Source organism: Virgibacillus sp. LDC1, assembly GCF_025792345.1.
GTDB classification, from domain to species: domain Bacteria; phylum Bacillota; class Bacilli; order Paenibacillales; family Paenibacillaceae; genus Paenibacillus_AQ; species Paenibacillus_AQ lautus.
In genome coordinates, this window is record NZ_JAOXLZ010000001.1 from 2,410,824 (window position 1) to 2,427,627 (window position 16,804).

The 16,804-nt window shown below is 48.6% G+C and carries 16 protein-coding genes; 5 read left to right on the top strand and 11 right to left on the bottom strand.

Annotated features, from left to right (window positions below; translation table 11 throughout):
* Positions 1-59 precede the first annotated feature (59 nt).
* Together OHJ21_RS10720 and OHJ21_RS10725 are read left to right on the top strand one after the other, a co-directional pair.
* Positions 60-1,766 carry an ABC transporter ATP-binding protein gene (locus tag OHJ21_RS10720; protein WP_100537625.1) on the top strand — a complete coding sequence of 569 codons (1,707 nt, stop codon included), beginning with the start codon at positions 60-62 and terminating at the stop codon, positions 1,764-1,766.
* A 256-nt stretch (positions 1,767-2,022) separates the two neighbouring features.
* Positions 2,023-2,370 (top strand): hypothetical protein, encoded by a 348-nt coding sequence (locus tag OHJ21_RS10725; protein WP_100537626.1) that lies wholly within the window; start codon positions 2,023-2,025, stop codon positions 2,368-2,370.
* A gap of 74 nt (positions 2,371-2,444) precedes the next feature.
* Here OHJ21_RS10725 and OHJ21_RS10730 read toward each other — a convergent pair whose 3' ends face one another.
* Positions 2,445-3,098: a response regulator gene (locus tag OHJ21_RS10730; RefSeq protein WP_100537627.1), complete on the bottom strand. Its 654-nt coding sequence runs from the start codon at positions 3,096-3,098 to the stop codon at positions 2,445-2,447.
* Positions 3,095-3,922, bottom strand: a complete 828-nt coding sequence (locus tag OHJ21_RS10735; RefSeq protein WP_100537628.1) for a sensor histidine kinase — start codon at positions 3,920-3,922, stop codon at positions 3,095-3,097. The genes OHJ21_RS10730 and OHJ21_RS10735 overlap by 4 nt, the downstream gene beginning before the upstream one ends.
* A gap of 239 nt (positions 3,923-4,161) precedes the next feature.
* Between OHJ21_RS10735 and OHJ21_RS10740 the strand changes: the two genes are divergently transcribed.
* Entirely contained in the window at positions 4,162-5,007 is an 846-nt protein-coding gene (locus OHJ21_RS10740) for a chemotaxis protein (protein WP_100537629.1), read from the top strand.
* Positions 5,008-5,048: 41 nt separating this feature from the next.
* Here the strand turns inward: OHJ21_RS10740 and OHJ21_RS10745 are convergent, their stop codons facing one another.
* The 6 genes from OHJ21_RS10745 to OHJ21_RS10770 all read right to left on the bottom strand — a co-directional run bounded on the left by OHJ21_RS10745 (position 5,049) and on the right by OHJ21_RS10770 (position 11,224).
* On the bottom strand, positions 5,049-5,525 hold the full coding sequence (locus OHJ21_RS10745) for a GNAT family N-acetyltransferase (RefSeq protein WP_100537630.1): 477 nt from the start codon (positions 5,523-5,525) through the stop codon (positions 5,049-5,051).
* Between the two features lie 68 nt (positions 5,526-5,593).
* Positions 5,594-7,456, bottom strand: a complete 1,863-nt coding sequence (locus OHJ21_RS10750) for an ABC transporter ATP-binding protein (protein WP_326118348.1) — start codon at positions 7,454-7,456, stop codon at positions 5,594-5,596.
* Positions 7,453-9,240: an ABC transporter ATP-binding protein gene (locus OHJ21_RS10755; RefSeq protein ID WP_394055250.1), complete on the bottom strand. Its 1,788-nt coding sequence runs from the start codon at positions 9,238-9,240 to the stop codon at positions 7,453-7,455. The genes OHJ21_RS10750 and OHJ21_RS10755 overlap by 4 nt, the downstream gene beginning before the upstream one ends.
* Positions 9,241-9,479: 239 nt before the next feature.
* Entirely contained in the window at positions 9,480-9,725 is a 246-nt protein-coding gene (locus tag OHJ21_RS10760; RefSeq protein WP_127593143.1) for a hypothetical protein, read from the bottom strand.
* 378 nt (positions 9,726-10,103) lie between these two features.
* On the bottom strand, positions 10,104-10,646 hold the full coding sequence (locus OHJ21_RS10765) for a chromate transporter (RefSeq protein ID WP_486020026.1): 543 nt from the start codon (positions 10,644-10,646) through the stop codon (positions 10,104-10,106).
* An 11-nt stretch (positions 10,647-10,657) separates the two neighbouring features.
* Positions 10,658-11,224: a chromate transporter gene (locus OHJ21_RS10770; protein WP_100537635.1), complete on the bottom strand. Its 567-nt coding sequence runs from the start codon at positions 11,222-11,224 to the stop codon at positions 10,658-10,660.
* Positions 11,225-11,331: 107 nt separating this feature from the next.
* On the opposite strand from OHJ21_RS10770, the gene OHJ21_RS10775 reads away from it, so the two are divergent.
* Complete coding sequence (locus OHJ21_RS10775; RefSeq protein ID WP_207797470.1) at positions 11,332-12,210, top strand: LysR family transcriptional regulator; 879 nt, start codon at positions 11,332-11,334, stop codon at positions 12,208-12,210.
* A gap of 121 nt (positions 12,211-12,331) precedes the next feature.
* Here the strand turns inward: OHJ21_RS10775 and OHJ21_RS10780 are convergent, their stop codons facing one another.
* Positions 12,332-14,569 (bottom strand): MMPL family transporter, encoded by a 2,238-nt coding sequence (locus tag OHJ21_RS10780; RefSeq protein WP_486020027.1) that lies wholly within the window; start codon positions 14,567-14,569, stop codon positions 12,332-12,334.
* Positions 14,570-14,736: 167 nt separating this feature from the next.
* Here OHJ21_RS10780 and OHJ21_RS10785 point away from each other — a divergent pair, with 167 nt between their 5' ends.
* Complete coding sequence (locus OHJ21_RS10785; RefSeq protein ID WP_100537637.1) at positions 14,737-15,360, top strand: TetR/AcrR family transcriptional regulator; 624 nt, start codon at positions 14,737-14,739, stop codon at positions 15,358-15,360.
* A gap of 130 nt (positions 15,361-15,490) precedes the next feature.
* Here the strand turns inward: OHJ21_RS10785 and OHJ21_RS10790 are convergent, their stop codons facing one another.
* Together OHJ21_RS10790 and OHJ21_RS10795 are read right to left on the bottom strand one after the other, a co-directional pair.
* Entirely contained in the window at positions 15,491-16,126 is a 636-nt protein-coding gene (locus OHJ21_RS10790) for a nitroreductase family protein (protein ID WP_486020028.1), read from the bottom strand.
* A 123-nt stretch (positions 16,127-16,249) separates the two neighbouring features.
* Entirely contained in the window at positions 16,250-16,699 is a 450-nt protein-coding gene (locus OHJ21_RS10795) for an RrF2 family transcriptional regulator (protein WP_486020029.1), read from the bottom strand.
* Positions 16,700-16,804 lie beyond the last annotated feature (105 nt).

The following is a 16,804-nucleotide window of genomic DNA, read 5'->3' on the forward strand; positions in this document are numbered from 1 at the left end:
TCCGCCAACCATTCAAACCAATTACCATGACAGAGGTAGAACTTGGAGCGTGATAATTCTTGATCAGAAAGTTTTTTTCGTACTATCGGCCCTACAAGGGACTGTTTATTTTGGATTTTACGTGCGCCGTTATTGCCGGACTGCTGGAGCTTGCTTTCCCGCTTGCCGTCAGCAAATTTATTGACGACCTGCTGCCAAGCCAGGATTGGCCGCTGATCCTGATTGCCTGCATCGTCCTTCTCTCGATCTATGCGCTGAATACCGCGCTGCAATACATCGTCACTTATTGGGGGCATATGCTCGGGATTAATATCGAGACGGATATGCGGGAAAAAATGTTCTCCCACATTCAGAAGCTCTCCTTCCGTTTCTTTGATAACAACAAAACCGGACATCTCATGGGACGCATCACGAATGATCTTAATGACGTGGGAGAAGTAGCCCACCACGGACCGGAAGACGTATTCATCGCCGTTATGACGCTGCTCGGTTCCTTCTCCTTAATGGCTTACATCAACCTGGAGCTTGCGCTGCTGACCTTTATCATCGTGCCGCTGATGGCATGGCTGATCATTAAATTCGGCGGCAGAATGACCACGACCTATCGGCAACTGTTCCGTAATGTAGGGAATTTCAACGCCCGCATCGAAGACAATGTCGGTGGTATCCGCGTGGTTCAATCGTTTGCGAACGAAGAGCATGAGAATAAACTGTTTCAGGAAGAGAACAAGCAATTCCGGGCAACCAAACTGCTGGCTTATAAAACAATGGCAAAAAGCACGTCCATCAGCTACATGCTGATGCGTTTGATCACGGTATTCGTCATGATCTGCGGCGCGTGGTTCTTCATCCAGGGCAAAATTGAAATGGGTGAATTCATGGCCTTCCTGCTGCTCTCCAACATCTTCTTCCGTCCGATCGAGAAGATCAATGCAGTCATTGAGAGCTATCCAAAAGGAATTGCCGGCTTTAAACGCTACCTGGAGATTATGGATACCGATCCGGAGATCGCCGATGTGCCTGATGCCGTATCCCTTTCCTCCGTGCGGGGAGATATCCGCTTTGAAGGCGTTACCTTCGGTTACGAACCCTCCCGGACGATACTGAATAACATACATCTCACGATCCATGCCGGAGAAACGGTTGCGTTTGTCGGACCATCCGGTGCGGGTAAGACAACCATCTGCAGCCTTCTCCCCCGCTTTTATGATGTGGATCAGGGCACGATCACGGTGGATGGAATCGATATCCGGAATATCAAATTGCAAAACCTCCGCAAGCATATTGGCATCGTGCAGCAGGATGTGTTCCTGTTCTCCGGTACGATCCGCGACAATATCGCTTATGGCGACTTACAGGCAACGGACCAGCAAATCTGGGAAGCCGCACGGCGTGCTTCGCTGGATGAACTGATCCGAAGTCTGCCGGACGGTATGGAAACGGTGATTGGCGAACGCGGGGTTAAGCTGTCAGGCGGTCAGAAGCAGCGCTTGTCCATTGCAAGAATGTTCCTTAAGAACCCGCCGATTCTGATCCTGGACGAGGCCACGTCGGCACTCGACACGGAAACGGAAGCGCAAATCCAGAAGTCTCTGGCTGAGCTGTCCGTCGGCAGAACAACGCTGGTGATCGCTCACCGACTCACCACCATTCAGAGCGCGGACCGGATTATCGTCGTCAATTCCGAGGGCATTGCCGAACAGGGGACGCACCAGGAATTGATTCATTCCGGCGGTGTGTACAGCAGGCTTCACCAAGTTCACTAATGAAGCCAATGATCTGTAGTTAAACATGGATATTAAACTGAAAGTGATGAAATGCCGTAACATTATATTTAAAAGGATGACTCCCCTCAGTAGGGAGTCATCCTTTTTTTTCGAGACGGCTTAAGAATCTAATCCTTATGACAAGCTGTCATGATATCACGCAAGAGAACTTTGGCCTCATTGTCCTTGGATAAAAAAGTTGCTGTATGGAAACATTAATGGCGTACTGCAAAGACATCGTTACAGGAGGCGCTTTATGTTTTATATTTATAGTGTCGGTCTACTCTTCGGCGGACTGTCGATCATCAACCTTGTCTTCTCGTACCAAACCAAGTTTATCCAGCACCTGTTCTGGCCTACGCTGCAGTTTCAGTTATTCATGCTTCCTCTGTTCCTTATGGCCAACATGTGCATCGGATACGGGATCCGTTATGGATTTAAAGCCACCGACCAGTTAGGCTATACGTTGATCTTCTCCAAGTGCCTCGAAATCCTAATCTCGTTAGGGGTGGCTTATTTGTTCCTGAAGGAAGTTCCAACCTGGAAAAATTGGGCCGGCATCGGTATCATTGGGCTGGGCATATTCCTTGTTAAACAGAAATAAACGCACGCCCTCCTTCGACGCCTTTCTAGCTTACAATCATTCTTTGCTTTTATCTTAGCGAAAGAGCGTGACCGTTATTTTTTCCCCATCCATCCTTGTTCGTAGGCATAACGGGTCAGCTGTACCCGATTTTCCAAATGCAGTTTTTGCAAAATGTTCTTCAGATGGTTCTTGACCGTATTCTCGGATATGCACAAGGCTACCGAAATATCGCGGTTGGACAATCCCTCGGCTACAAGTCCCAAAATTTCTTTTTCCCGGGCCGTAAGTGGACTATTGCTTGGGTCCGGCTTATCGTACTGCGAAAACTCCTTCAATATACGGAAAGCTAGTTCCCTGCTCATCGGTGCTTCGTCCACGGCAATGGCTTTAAGGTATTCGTGCCATGATTCGGGATTCAGATTCTTCAGCAAATAGCCTTGGGCTCCACGTTTCAGTGCATCAAACAAATGTGCGATGTCGTCGGACACCGTAACCATGACAATTTTAACGTAAGGAAATTTGTCCTTCACTCGCTTGGTCGCTTCCAATCCGTCCATCCCAGGCATCTGAATATCCATGAGGATAATATCAGGCATCCATAACTCGGTCAGCTCCAGCGCTTCCTCGCCGCTTTGTCCTTCGGCCACGACCTCAAAGGTCGGGTCGCTGCTTAGAATGGTGCGAATGCCTTCTCTCGCAAGATCGCTGTCATCGATGATTAACACACGAAAAGGCTGCTCGTTCATGCGGTTCTCTCCTTCCGAATGCTGATTATCGTCTTGTGGTTATGTCTTTCCACCATGAACTTCCAGCCCATGGCCTCGGCCCGATCCTTCATGATTTTGATTCCATACCGGTTGCTGCCGAGCGGCTTGTCCAACTCAAAACCTTTGCCATCATCGCTGACAGAACAGTGCCAGCTCGAATCCGCCGCTGTCGCGGTTATCTTCACGTGCTTTGCTTCGGCATGCTTATGGATATTCAATAAGGCTTCCCTGATCGAAGCCAGCAGCTCCACCTTTTCTTTGGCGGACAGCATGTCATCCGGGATTCCCCACTGAACGTCGAAATGCAGATTCGTCTCCTGCTTGATTTCCTCAATTAAGCTGTTCATGCTATGCATCCACGGAATGGCTTGCGGATCTGCCGGATATCGGAGATTAGCGATGGCTTCTCTTACGTAGGCATTGGTTCGGTGAACACTTTCCTTAATTTCCTGGTATGGAATTTCGCCGGTTAGCCCCGATTTCTCAATTCGGTCAATCTGTGCGTTCAGCAAGAATAAGGATTGGGCGATTCCGTCATGGAGCTCCCGGCCAATCTTCTCCCTTTCATGCATGGCTGCTTGCAATGCCCTGGATTGGTTCAGTTCCTCCTGGTTCCGTTCAATCAATGAGAACAACTGAGTAAGAAACAGAATGGAAACCAAGAACACGATAACAGGTGCCAGCAGATTGCCAAGATCCATCGATATATAAGGCAGCAGGAACTCATGCCTGACATACTCCCAAATGCCAATCGTCAATGTGGGAATGATCAGAATCAACCATTTTATTTGTTTATAGGACATACCCTGCCTCCTAATTCAATCTAAACATGAATGTACCTGCCTCTTTATCTATCATGTTACCACTGGTTATCCCTTCATTGTAATCAAATTCGGCCCTGGACGGAATGACTCTAAAGTGCTACGGACCTTACCGGTTTCACCCGTACTGTAATAACCTATTTACAATTCGAGTACAAATCGCGTATAAAGAGTAAAAGATATCCATTCATTCCATTTCCGATGAAGGGAGCTGCAGTTAGATGAAGCAAAAAATTGCAGTGATCATTGTACACGGATTGGGAACACAAAAGAAAGACTATGCGGATAAATTTATGAAAAAGTTGAGAGAAACCTTCTCCCGAACCTCAGGTATTCCGCATGAGCAACTGGCCATGGAGGCTGTTCATTGGGCCGATGTATTCGCAGCACGCGAGTCTGAGTTAATCAGCAGCAGCATTAAACCTTACCGTTTACGTTATCAGCACCTTCGGCAGTACGTGATCCACAATCTGGCGGATGCCGTTGCTTACCAACCCGTGGAATCCGAGGATCAGAACTACGAAGCCATTCATCGGACAATCAGTGAAGCGCTGCACCGACTTGCCCTCTCTGCCGGTCCCCAGGCTCCATTATGCGTAATCTCTCATAGCCTGGGATCTGTAATCGCCAGCAATTTCTTCTATGATCTGCAATTCTCCTCCCGCGGGCATCACCTGGTCGTTGACCCGGAAGCTCCGTTGGAGCGAGGAGAGCTCCTGACATTATTCTATACGCTGGGAACCACCTTGCCGCTATGGAGCATGCGGTATCGTGATTTTGACAAGCCCATTGACGTCCCTTCCGGGCAGCTGAAGCACTATCATGATCAGCTGCTGGGGGAATGGGTCAATTTCTATGATAAAGACGATATACTGGCCTATCCCATTAAGAGTATAAATGAAGCGTATGACCGCACCGTACGTAACGATATATCCGTTAACGTGGGAAACTGGTTAACCTGCTGGAATCCCCTGTCACACAGCGGTTATTTCTACAGCAAACCGATTCTGGAGTATATCGCTTCAAGTTTGGAAGCGACCTGGCGGAGCGTCAACCAAGTTAAATAAAGCAATGCCGCAAAGACCAGGCGTCTTTGCGGCATTTTATTTCAGATGGTTATATTCATAACCCATTGTTCTCCGATAGGCCCCATCCTTCTTCTGCCCGTATCTTCGAAACCAACCCGTTCATACAGCTGCTGAGCCGGAACATTCTTATGGTTCACGACCAACACCACTTCATCGCAGGAAGGAAACTGACTTCGAATGAACGATGGCAGCGCAAGCATCCCTCTTCTGGCATACCCCTTACGCTGCTGACGATGGTCAATGGATAAGGCAGTAAGCAGCATGGCATGAGAATTGCTAGTATACTCCTTGACGCGCTCCGTGGCGTGCAGGATAAAGAAGCCGACAGGATGATCATCAGCTAAAATAACGATGGGAAACTGACCTTCCACTAGGTTTAATGCTTCTTTCGGATGAGCGGTAAATTGGACTTGATCATCCGGAAGCTCGAATTCATTCAAGATAGGCAGGTGTTCTGCCGAACGGAATTCCAGCTGAATTTGTTCCGCTTTTTGCATGGGGGATATCTCCTCTGTCATTGGTGAAATGGATACATCTTTTACTCTATCGATTGCAATCTTGCTTATTAACCTGTTTCTTCGCCATACCACAGCTGCCGGAAGCTTTCGCTTGAAGCCAGCAGCTGTTCTGCCGTGCCTTCAGCCTCAATCTCTCCGCCATTCAACACGATGATATGGTCCGCATGGTGAAGTGCTGCTTTTCGATGTGATACGACAAGGCAAGTCGCCCCGCCGCGCTCGCTGAACAGCCGCTCCCATAACTTACGCTCGGTCTCAACATCCAATGCGCTGGATAAATCGTCAAATACATACAGCTCCGCGTCCCGTACCAGCATCCTTGCGGCCGCTGTCCGCTGAGCTTGACCGCCGGACAGCTTGACTCCTCGTGGTCCTACCATCGTCTCCAGGCCCTGCTGCAGATGCTTGATATCTTCTTCCATTACAGCCGCATGTAGTGCGCGGTCCAGACTGCCCGGCTCCTCGATTATACCTAACAGGATGTTGTTACGCAGTTTATCGCTGTACAGCCTGGGGATCTGCGCAGTATACGCACTCTGTGGAGGTATAAAGAAATCAGCGGGTTCTGTTATCCTCTCACCGTTCCACCGGATCTCGCCCTTTTCAGCTGGCAGTAAGCCCAGCAGGGTGCGAACCAGCGTCGTTTTACCGCTGCCGATCATCCCTGTAACGACAGTAAAGGTACCACGCTTCAGGGTCAGATTAATATTCGAGATGCCGCGTCCGGTCTCGGGATATTGATACGACAGCCCTTGCGCTTCAAGCAGCGAGAGGGGCGGTGCCTCGATAATAGCCGTTTCCATGCCGTCTTCGGCAACGGAAACAGCGGAAGGATTGTGTCTTCCATTGGTCAACGAATCTCTCTGTGCCCAGCGATTAGGATGAGCTTCCTTCTCTTTATTCCGTTTGTTCTTAAACTTACCGATACCGATATAATTGGCTGCCGTAAGCAGCGAAGCCGGTGCCCCTTGCAGCATGGATTGGATGCGCTGAAAGCTGACGCCCATCTGCTTGTAGTAAGTCATGAAGTTGCCAACGTTCGATATAAGCTGTGTGACAAAAGTTAAATAATATACAAAGAGCGACAAGTCCCCGACCGTAAAATCGCCACTTCGCATCTTAAGACTCGCAAGCACGAGGATCAATCCTGTGCCGAGATTGACGGAGTTGGTGAATACGGAAGACAAGGTTTCCGTTAACAGCTTATCCTTCACCATGGACTGGCGCCGCTTCTCACTAAGGCTTACAAACCGTTCCACTACGCGTTTCTCAGCCCCTGCGACTTGAATGGCTTGCACATTGGCAAACATTTCGCTGATCGCACCGGTTACCTTGGCCGTCGATTCCCGGCTTGCCGCCCTGTATTTCTGAATGCGTGCGGTCGCAATCTGGGCCGCAGTGACCACTAATATCAAAGGAACGAATACGAGAATCGTCAGCTGCAAATCGATGGATATAAGAATCCAGCTGGCAACAATGACGAAACCGATAAGTCCTAACGTATCTACGGACCAGCTTGTCGCTTCTTCGGCCTGATCGACGTCATCCCGGAAATTGCTGATGGCTTCTCCGGGCGAGCAAGGTATTGCCCGTGCTCCAGGCTCTTTCATGACATGGGACAGCATATTGCGGCGAAGCAAGGTGCTGATCCGGAAGCGGAAATGCACGTCTGTCATGAAACCGCCGAAGATCAGTGCAATTCGGGCTAATGCAGCGCCAATGAGCAGCACGGCAATTGCCCAAACGCCGTAGGGAAAAGCATATGTACCTTCCAAATGGTCGAAGAAAGCTTTGGTTAACAATCCGGGAACCAGCGGTGCCATATGAATAAGGGACCATGCCAGCAGGTTGATAAGATACAGACCCGGCCGGTACAGAATCAGCCTCCAGAAGAAATGTCTTGTTTTCATGCCAGCACCTCCTCCATTCCAACGGCAAGCATGCGGCTAAACCGTGATTGCGGGTTTGAGGCAAGCTCTTCCCGGCGACCGCTTTCGAGCATTCTGCCATTTTCCAGAATAAGAATCCGGTCGGCACGCTGAACCGTGGCCAAGCGGTGGGCAATGATAATACATGTCTTCTCCTGCAGCAGACGCGTAATGGCTGCTTCAATCCGGTATTCCGTTAACGGATCAAGGCGGGACGATGCTTCATCAAGGATGACGAGACCCGGATCCGTCAGAAAGACGCGGGCAAACGCCAACAGCTGGGCCTCACCGGCCGACAGGCTCCCACCGCCCGAGGCCAGGCTCGTATCGAGCCCTTCGGGAAGCGAAGCATACCAGTCTCCAAGCCCAAGCTCCTCTAGCACGGATATAATTCGGCTATCCTCGATGCCTTCATCAAACAAGGTCAGGTTATCACGAACAGTCCCTTCCAAAATCTCAATATTCTGCGTAACCATCGCGACCTTGCGCCTCAGTTCATGAAGCTTGCAGACCCGGATATCCGTTCCTGCCAGCTCGATGCTTCCCTCCTGAGGATCATAGAAACGCAGCAGCAGGCGGGCGATCGTCGTTTTGCCGCTGCCTGTGCGCCCGAGCAGCCCCAGAGTCTGGCCCGGCTCGAGCCGCAGCTGAAGATTTTCGAGCGTAGCCTGCCCGCCCTCTTCATAGGTGAAGTTTAGGTTGCGGAATTCCACCGATAGCGGGCCTGCCGGAAGCGGAGCTCCGGGTCCGTCTTTAATCTGGGGCTCGGTTGCAAGCAACTCCCGGACTCGCATCAAGCTGGCATCTGCCTTTTGCAGGTCCTCCAATTGGGTGCGGATCTTCTCGATCGGTTTGGCTAGCAGCTCGGTATAATAAAACACTAAATATATGGAGCCGATTGTCAAACCGCCTTGTCCGTTCTTCCATAGTATGGCGCAGACGATAAATGCGGCCGCATTGCCAAGCGCAAACACCAATATCGTTGTGCTCCACATCAGAAAAAATCCGATGAACGCACGAACGCGAACCGGCAGCATCCGCCTGGCCATCTCGTAGAATCGATTCATGACATATCCTGCCGCCCCGTTAGCACGCGTATCTTCAGTGCCTTCGAGGTGTTCGCCAATGAATCCGTAGAAATCCGCATTCAGCTCGCGCCAGCGCTTCCATACCGGTATTGCAAACCGCCGGATATGTTGAATGACGTAAATGCTGCCGACAACAAACACGGTCATGACAAATCCAATCCAGAAGTTCTCCCGATACAGAAGAGCCAGAATTCCGATCATAAGGAGCAGATTGCCGAACAGATGGATAATAAAGCTGGAGAAGAAATTGGCAAGCGCATTCACATCGCCATCGACCCGTTCGATTAAAGAACCCGACGTTTGGGTTTTGTGAAAGCTCATATCCAGCGACAGGCAGTGCTCCGCCAATTCAGCGCGAAGCTTGTTGGTTGTCGTCCAGCCCAGATTCTCGCTATAGTAAGCAGCCGCAATAGAAACGCCTTGTTGGAGCAATGAAAATACGATAAAAAAACCTGCCGCATAGTAAAGGGACGTCAGACTTCCCTCTCCTTGAGCCGTATCGATAAAATACCGGATGATCTGCGGATTTATCAGTTGCAGCCCGATTGAAAATAACAGCAGCACCGTTAGGGCTGCCAGCAGTTTCTTATGCGGGAATACGTATCGGATTAACATCTCCCGGTACATGCCAACCCCCGTGGTCCTTCGCTTGCTGTTTAACGTGTGATCGCTTTGCATTCGTCTATAATCCCCCCGCTTCAGGTTAACCCTCTTGATAATAATAAGCTTCCTGGGAAGATATGACAAGAACATGGGTTCCTGTATTCGAAAAAAATTACAGCCGATTGATTATTGATCATCTGCTGCCGCAAAATCGCTCTGTTTAAGAACTCTATTGAGCCCCACGCCAAAAAGACCAGCCCCCTCAGTAGGGAACTGGTCTTCAAAACCGTTACGTATAGAGAATCAACACTATCTTATGTCTCTGCCACTAATTTTAAGAATTGATTAATCATTTCGGGGGTTATTTCCTGGTTCTCGGGCACTTTGACTGCCGGGCTCTTATCAACGGATTGGATGGCAATATTGGATCTGACTGCACTTGAAGCGATACCGGATCGGGCTTGTCCATCATGCACATTGTCATGGTTAGCTAGCATCATCATCAGAAAAGCACTCCCAAGTCCTATCGACCACATGCTCATTTTGTTTTTCTTATTCATCTGCGTTGCTCCTTCCATCACTTGTAGTGACATACTTAGTATAAGGTCCAAACCTTAACGAGAGATGAAGGCAGCCTAAAATCCAGTTAAGTAAAGTGAGGATATGATCATTTCCATGAAACCCCATCCCTTCTGCTATATGCTATATTTTTCGTATTAACTGATTTTAATTTTTAGTTTACATAACATAAGTTATGTTTGAGATCACACAAACAAGCGCGAAAAACGTATGCTACGCAAGCATTTATTCAAACAAGCCGGAACCTGGCTCCTTGATCCCTCCTCGATCGGATAACTTCGATCCCATCCTACTAACACTTGCGGAACGGCGGAGTATCAGCTCCGCTGTTTTCTGCGCGACGAGCCGCGAAGCTTTTTTTAATAAATAATGCCTCCCAGTATCCCCGTCAGAACCATGAGAAGGATCGGGTTCATCTTCCATTTTCTTAATACAAACAAAGATCCTGTAAATACACTTACAGCAATCCCATTCACTTTAGAAGCCACGTTTATTGCTGAAGTCCCAAGAAACGTCATTAGCAATATGGTTGCAGCAGCCGAAATAATAAGCCCCAGTGAAGCCGACTTCAGGCCATTCAAAGCTTCAAACACATAGATCGATTTATTGAATTTTTGAAAAAAGCGATACAGCAAAATAGAAATGCCGACACCTGAAATCACGCAGCCGAAAGTTGCAATCATTGCGCCCGGTATCCCCGCGACCTGTAAGCCAACAAATGTGGAGGTGTTTACTGCTAATGGGCCGGGTGTCATTTGCGAAATGGTAATGATATCGGTAAAAACCCTTTGTGATACCCATGCGTATTTTTGAACTGCCAGTTCCTGAATGTACGGGATGATGGCGTACCCACCCCCGATACTGAACGAACCGATTTGAAAAAAGACCCATAACAGTTTCAATAGTTCCCCCATTATTTCTGCCGCCTTTCATTAAGCCGCACTCGCACTATGCATAAAAAACAACACGAGATGAGGATAATGGCTACATTGACTTCAAAGATAAAATTCGCTAAAAATGCTGCCGGAATCATCAGAGTAAGAAATAGAGAACGTTCTTGGATCATCATACTGCACATATCCACAACGAAATCAACGATAAGGGCTGCAACGCCTGCCTGCATTCCTCTCAATACTGCGGAGATTAACGGATCCGCCGCAAACGCAACATAGAACGTAGAGATGAATCCCAATATGACGAGGGATGGAATGACAGCAGCAATACAGCTGATTACAGCGCCCGTCATCCCCGCTACCCGAAACCCTGCGAGAGTTGACAAGTTGATTGCGATTGCTCCTGGTGAGGACTGTGCGATAGCAGCCATATTAATGAGTTCATCTTCGCTGAGTAGTTTTTTCCTGGATACAAAATACTTCCGAATCATCGGAACAACAACATACCCACCGCCAAATGTAAATGTGCTGATAAACAAATTTATGCCCAGAAGCCAGAGATATAGTTTGGTTCTTTGGCTTATCATCAGTTCGCCTCCTTGTCACCCTGTTATTATGGAGGTTGATGATCGATTAGTAAAATGATATTATTTTGCAATAACGATTAGTTTTATTCATGAGAGGGGAAGCATCAATGATGACTCTTCGACATTTTGAAATATTTCGGGCAGTAGCAGAAACGGGAAACTTCACAAGGGCTGCGGAAAGGTTATATATCACGCAATCGGCAGTTTCTCATGCCATACGTGAACTGGAAGAAAAGGCAGAAACCGCTTTGTTTGACCGACTTTCAAAAAGCGTTCAGCTTACAAAAAGCGGCCGGCTTTTGCTGGAGGAAGTTACACCGATTCTATCTTCGTGCGAAGCATTAGATGCACGGATTAGCTGTTTGGAAAAACAAGCTCCCCTGCACATCGTTTCCAGCATTACCATTGCAGCGTTCTGGTTACCAAAAATCTTGAAAGCCTTTCAAAAAGATTGGCCTGATATACTGATCCATGTCGATGTGGTCAGCGCAGCGAATGCCATTGAAATATTGCGAAACGGCAAAGCTGACATCGCTTTGATTGAAGGTGCGGCTCCCCAAGGGCCTTTTACATGCATCCCTTTTGCTTCCTATCCGTTATATGTTGTGTGCGCCCCTGACTATCTCATCACGCACAACGAGTTGACTCTGCAACAATTTTGCTCTGAAAAACTATTGTTGCGTGAAAAGGGAAGTGCGATCCGCGATACTTTAGACAGCGTTCTTTATTTGTCCGGACATACCGCGCAACCTGCCTGGACAAGCGTAAATTCCCTAGCATTGATCGAAGCTGCCAAGGCTGGATTCGGCATCACGATTTTGCCTGATGTTCTTGTAAGTGAGCAGCTATTGCAGGGGGAATTGATTTCACTGTCTGTTCAAGACCTCTTGTTGAGAAATGAATTGCTTGCCGTTCACCATCGAGATAAATATCTGACAACTCCGTTAAGGGCCCTTCTTTTGCACATAGAATCTACGATGTCATGAAGCCTTCTCCTTATCTTACTAACCCCCCTTCACACACGTCAAAATCGGCAACAACCACCTTCATCTCTTACATAACCTTAAGATGAGGTGGTTGTCACAAGAAATCCTTATTAAGTTAAGGCTACGCTTTATTCTCAACGGTCAATGTAGATTTCTCTTCGGTAACCAACTGTTGTTTGCCTGGCCAGAAAGCCCACTTGCCCAGGAGCGTTGTGATCGCGGGTACCAGGAAGGGTCTTACAATGAACGTATCCAGCATAACACCGATGGCCGTTATGATCCCAAACTGTACCAATACTTGAATCGGAAGCGTGGCCAGTACGGCGAAGGTCCCTGCCAGGATTAAACCGGCTGAGGTGATAACCGAACTCGTCTCGCCCACGCCTTCTTTAATCGCCTGCTTCAGCGGCATCTGCTTCCGTTTTTGCCATATGCTCGAAATCATGAATATGTTGTAGTCTTCGCCCAGCGCGACCAGGAATACAAACGAATACAGCGGTATGGCTCCTTGGATGGATTCTGCCCCCAAACCGTAATGAATGATAATCCAGCCAAGCCCCAAGGCGGAGAAATAAGACAAGATGACTGTGGCAATCAGATAGACGGTTGCTACAATCGATCTCAGATATACCAGAAGCAGCAGCGTAATCAAGCCGATAACGACGGGAATGATCAGTTTGGCATCATGTTCTCCCGCGATCTCCGTGTCATACTGGGTAGCCGTTTGACCGCTGATCCACACGGCTTCCGCCGGATTCTCGACTCCTGCCTTCTCAAGTGAAACCTCCGCGATCTCCCTGAGATCCGGAATATGCTGCATCGCTTCCATAGAGTAAGGATTCATGGATAGCTCGATTTCATAACCGATAATATCGTTATTCTCCGCCCCATTCTGCGGTTCGGATACACGATCCACATAATCCAGAGCCTTCAGACGTTCTTCAAGATCTAAAGCTTGCCCGGCGCCATCCACCATCAGCCGAACCGGCGCAAGCTCTCCTTCGGAGAACTGTTCGCCGATGACGGTGAATCCTTCGCGGGAAGGAACATCCTCAGGGAATGAGGATAGGAGATCGTAGGTGAATTTGATTTGGGATGAGAAGGTCGCAAGTCCACCCAGCAATACTAATGCTACCAAGACGACGGTCCATGGCTTCGTTGTCACCATACGGCCGATCCGGCTCTCCTTCTCTTTGTGCGGTGCAGGAACCGGCTTTCCTTTTTTCTTGGCGCGCTCCGCTTGCATCTCCGGCGTTCTCGGAATGAAAGGATAAAAGGAACCTCTCCCGAAAATAGCCAACAATGCCGGTACCAATGTCAGACTGGCTATGAACATGATCAGAATTGACAAGCTGAAAGGCACCGCAAATCGTTGGTATGCCCCGTACTGAGCCAGAAGCAGCGCAAATAGAGACAAAACAACCGTGAAGCCGCTCATCGCGATGGCGCCCGATGAACTCGTAATCGCCTGGAACAAGGCTTTGCGTTTATCGGGTTCATGCCATAGCAGCTGGCGGAATCTCGAAATAAGGAACAAGCAATAATCCGTCCCGGCTCCAAAGAGCAGCACGGTCATAATGGCGATGGATTGGGAATCCACGGTGATTACGTCTTGATCCGCCATAAAACCGAGAATCGGGCTAGTTACCATATAGGCAAAACCGACTGCTACAAGCGGGATTAGGGCAAGAATCGGTGAACGGTAAATCAGCAGCAGCAATATCAGCACCAGAAGCACGGTTGCAATCATGAGCGACACGTCGGCATCCTCAAACAATCCGGTTGCATCAATAGAGATTCCAACCGGACCTGTTACGCGAGCACTGATTCCGTCTCCGTTCTGGATGGCCGTCTGAAACGGATTACCGCCCAGCAATTGTTCCGAGCGCTTCTCAAGCTCTGCCGTTCCTTCCTTCAGCTGGTCCGTCTCCTGGTCTTCTTCAAAAAATAGCGGCATCACCAGCGAGCTCTGATCCTCTGACAACTGGGCGCTTAAAGCCTGCGGAGGCAGCTGATGGAGAGGAACAACGAAGGTTTGATACGGGAGCGGATCGGATTCCAGGCTCGCCGTCAACTCCTGCAGCTTGGTTAAATCCCCTTCGTTCAATCCATTGGCTTTATGCCACACGATGAGAGCCGGTACTCCCCCGTTGCTAGGAAATTCCTTATCGGCAATGGCTTCCGCTATGACGGATGGAGTATCCTCCTTCAGGTTGGCTGCATTGTTATCCTCTTTATCTGCAACAGCCGGCCATAGCAAATTCAACGCCAGTGCGATGAGTACCCATACACAGAGCGTGACCCATTTGCTTCGCTTCCCTGCAACCCATTTACCGTAATTCGGTCCTGATCCGTGCATTTGTAGATCCTCTCCATTCCGTGATGTTCTTTATCATGATCTTGTTTCTTTCTTTGTAAGACTGAAAACAAACCGCGCAAATTAATTATATATACCGGTAGGTTAATTTTCAATATTCATTTTGAAAAAACGACCTGCATGTCTTACACTATACACAGGAGGTCATCATGACAAAAATACGAAACCCCCGAAATCCCGGGCGTCCCAAAGCAGCTGCCGATCAGGCTCCTATCCAGGAAACCATCCTCTGGACCGCCTCCAAGTTATTCATGGAAAATGGCTACGAGCCCGTATCCTTGCAGCAGATCGCGAAGGCTTGCCAAGTGACCAAGGCTTCCATCTACTATCATTTCACAAGTAAACCCGAGCTGTTTAAAATAGCGGTAACCACGATTCTAGATAAAGCATATGCTTCTACTCGTCAGTTTCTGCAGGAAGCCGATACCCTAGAGTCTGGATTGATCCGGGTAGCCGAAGCGAAGATTGCCAAGCCTCATGCCGAGATGGAGACCATGATGCGGGAAGCACAGCCTTTTTTATCCCAGGAGCAGATGGCTGCTATCCGTGAGGCGGAACAGCGCATTCATGAAGTCATCGCCGATCGATTTAATCAAGCCATGCGTTCTGGTGAACTTCGGGAAGGCAATCCTTTGCTCATGGCGCAGGCTTTTTCGGCGATGCTGATGCTGGGCAATCGTGAAGATACCCGAAGCGGTTATGCCAGCCCTCGTGATATGGCTGTTGAGATCGTAGATCTATTCTTGCACGGAGCAGTGAAACTTCCGAAGTAACACGCTGCTCTATAACTGCATGCTTCACACATGAATCAAGAGATTTAGTTCACGAATCATGAGCATCGATCATATCAACGCAAAAGAACGGAGATCATCAAACAGGATCTCCGTTCTTTTTGCTTATGTTTTAGATTTCATTCCAGAAAGCAACGTCTTCAAGCGGCAATCTTACCGTTGGCCGACCTGGAGCGGCTGCTTTCCCGATGGCAATCAACATGACGCTGCGATAATGGGAAGGAATATTGAACTCTTCCACGAATTGAACTTTGTTATATCCGCCCATCGGTACCGTATCATACCCTCTGGCCCGTGCACTCAGCATCAGCTGCATGGAGATCAATCCGGCATCCACATCCACGATGCTTTCTTTAACGGATGGATCCAGGTTCGCATACATATTTTCGGCCGTGTAAATGAAGCGCTCCTTCACCTCTTCGGTCATATAACCGGCTTCTTCAGACATGGAATAAATCTTCTCGCCTTTTTCATACCATTTCAGATCGCCCAATACGGCGATGACGGCCGAGGCTTGAAGAACATGATCCTGATTGTTGGCAATCGGATGCAGCTTCTTCAAAAGCTCAGCATCATCAATCACCAGAAAGCGCCATGGCTGAAGGTTGCTTGAGGAAGGTGCCAGTGTAGCGTCCCTAAGGATGGCTTCCATCTCTTCTCTTGGAATCTTTACCGACGGGTCATATTGACGAACCGAGTGGCGTTCCCGAATCACGGTTTGAAAATCGGATTTTGTTATTGTTGACATGGTTTTTCCCTCCAAAATTATATTGTGCATTTTTTTGCACAGTTTAAATCGCGAGTTAACTGTGTTGATTTATGCACAGTATATAGCAGACTGAATTTCTTTGTCAACAACATTTTGAACGGTTCACTGAGCCATGTCCGCAATCGTGCGGGATTCCAGTATTTTCAGGGTGCTTTCCTCAATCTCGGATAAAATTCCGACAAAGGATTCCTTGATTTCCTCGGCAAAACAATGTCCGGAAGCTGCATCCAGCATACTGTCGCTGATGGAGCTGTGGACCTGAAGAATCGAGTAAACTTCAGCCAGCGTAATGTCGCAGGCATTCTTCTTTAGCCGGTATCCGCCGTCTCTTCCTTCACGCGATTCAATCATATCGGCTTGCGCAAGTGTTTTCAGCACCCGTCGAATCAAAGTCGATTCCGAATGCAGATACGATGCGATATCGCCGCTTGAGCACTTGCCGGAGTGACGTTCAAGCGTAACCAGCGCCTGTACGGCCAGACTGAAGGTTTTATAAGTGGACGGGCAGGCTATTGTCGATTTTTTGGAGGCCGCTTCTTTATGGATGCTCATGTTCCTACCCCCTTTAAGATTGGAATTGCCTTTAATAGGTATTCTGCAGCTTTAGCTGTGGTTCCCATCAAGCTTTTCATTATTGTAACGTAAACCTGACACTCC

Coding starts and splice junctions, on each gene's coding strand:
- OHJ21_RS10795 (WP_486020029.1), bottom strand. CDS start 16,699: ATGAGCATCCATAAAGAAGCGGCCTCCAAAAAATCGACAATAGCCTGC.
- OHJ21_RS10785 (WP_100537637.1), top strand. CDS start 14,737: ATGACAAAAATACGAAACCCCCGAAATCCCGGGCGTCCCAAAGCAGCT.
- OHJ21_RS10750 (WP_326118348.1), bottom strand. CDS start 7,456: ATGAAAACAAGACATTTCTTCTGGAGGCTGATTCTGTACCGGCCGGGT.
- OHJ21_RS10760 (WP_127593143.1), bottom strand. CDS start 9,725: ATGAATAAGAAAAACAAAATGAGCATGTGGTCGATAGGACTTGGGAGT.
- OHJ21_RS10730 (WP_100537627.1), bottom strand. CDS start 3,098: ATGAACGAGCAGCCTTTTCGTGTGTTAATCATCGATGACAGCGATCTT.
- OHJ21_RS10775 (WP_207797470.1), top strand. CDS start 11,332: ATGATGACTCTTCGACATTTTGAAATATTTCGGGCAGTAGCAGAAACG.
- OHJ21_RS10735 (WP_100537628.1), bottom strand. CDS start 3,922: ATGTCCTATAAACAAATAAAATGGTTGATTCTGATCATTCCCACATTG.
- OHJ21_RS10780 (WP_486020027.1), bottom strand. CDS start 14,569: ATGCACGGATCAGGACCGAATTACGGTAAATGGGTTGCAGGGAAGCGA.
- OHJ21_RS10745 (WP_100537630.1), bottom strand. CDS start 5,525: ATGCAAAAAGCGGAACAAATTCAGCTGGAATTCCGTTCGGCAGAACAC.
- OHJ21_RS10755 (WP_394055250.1), bottom strand. CDS start 9,240: ATGCAAAGCGATCACACGTTAAACAGCAAGCGAAGGACCACGGGGGTT.
- OHJ21_RS10770 (WP_100537635.1), bottom strand. CDS start 11,224: ATGATAAGCCAAAGAACCAAACTATATCTCTGGCTTCTGGGCATAAAT.
- OHJ21_RS10790 (WP_486020028.1), bottom strand. CDS start 16,126: ATGTCAACAATAACAAAATCCGATTTTCAAACCGTGATTCGGGAACGC.
- OHJ21_RS10725 (WP_100537626.1), top strand. CDS start 2,023: ATGTTTTATATTTATAGTGTCGGTCTACTCTTCGGCGGACTGTCGATC.
- OHJ21_RS10740 (WP_100537629.1), top strand. CDS start 4,162: ATGAAGCAAAAAATTGCAGTGATCATTGTACACGGATTGGGAACACAA.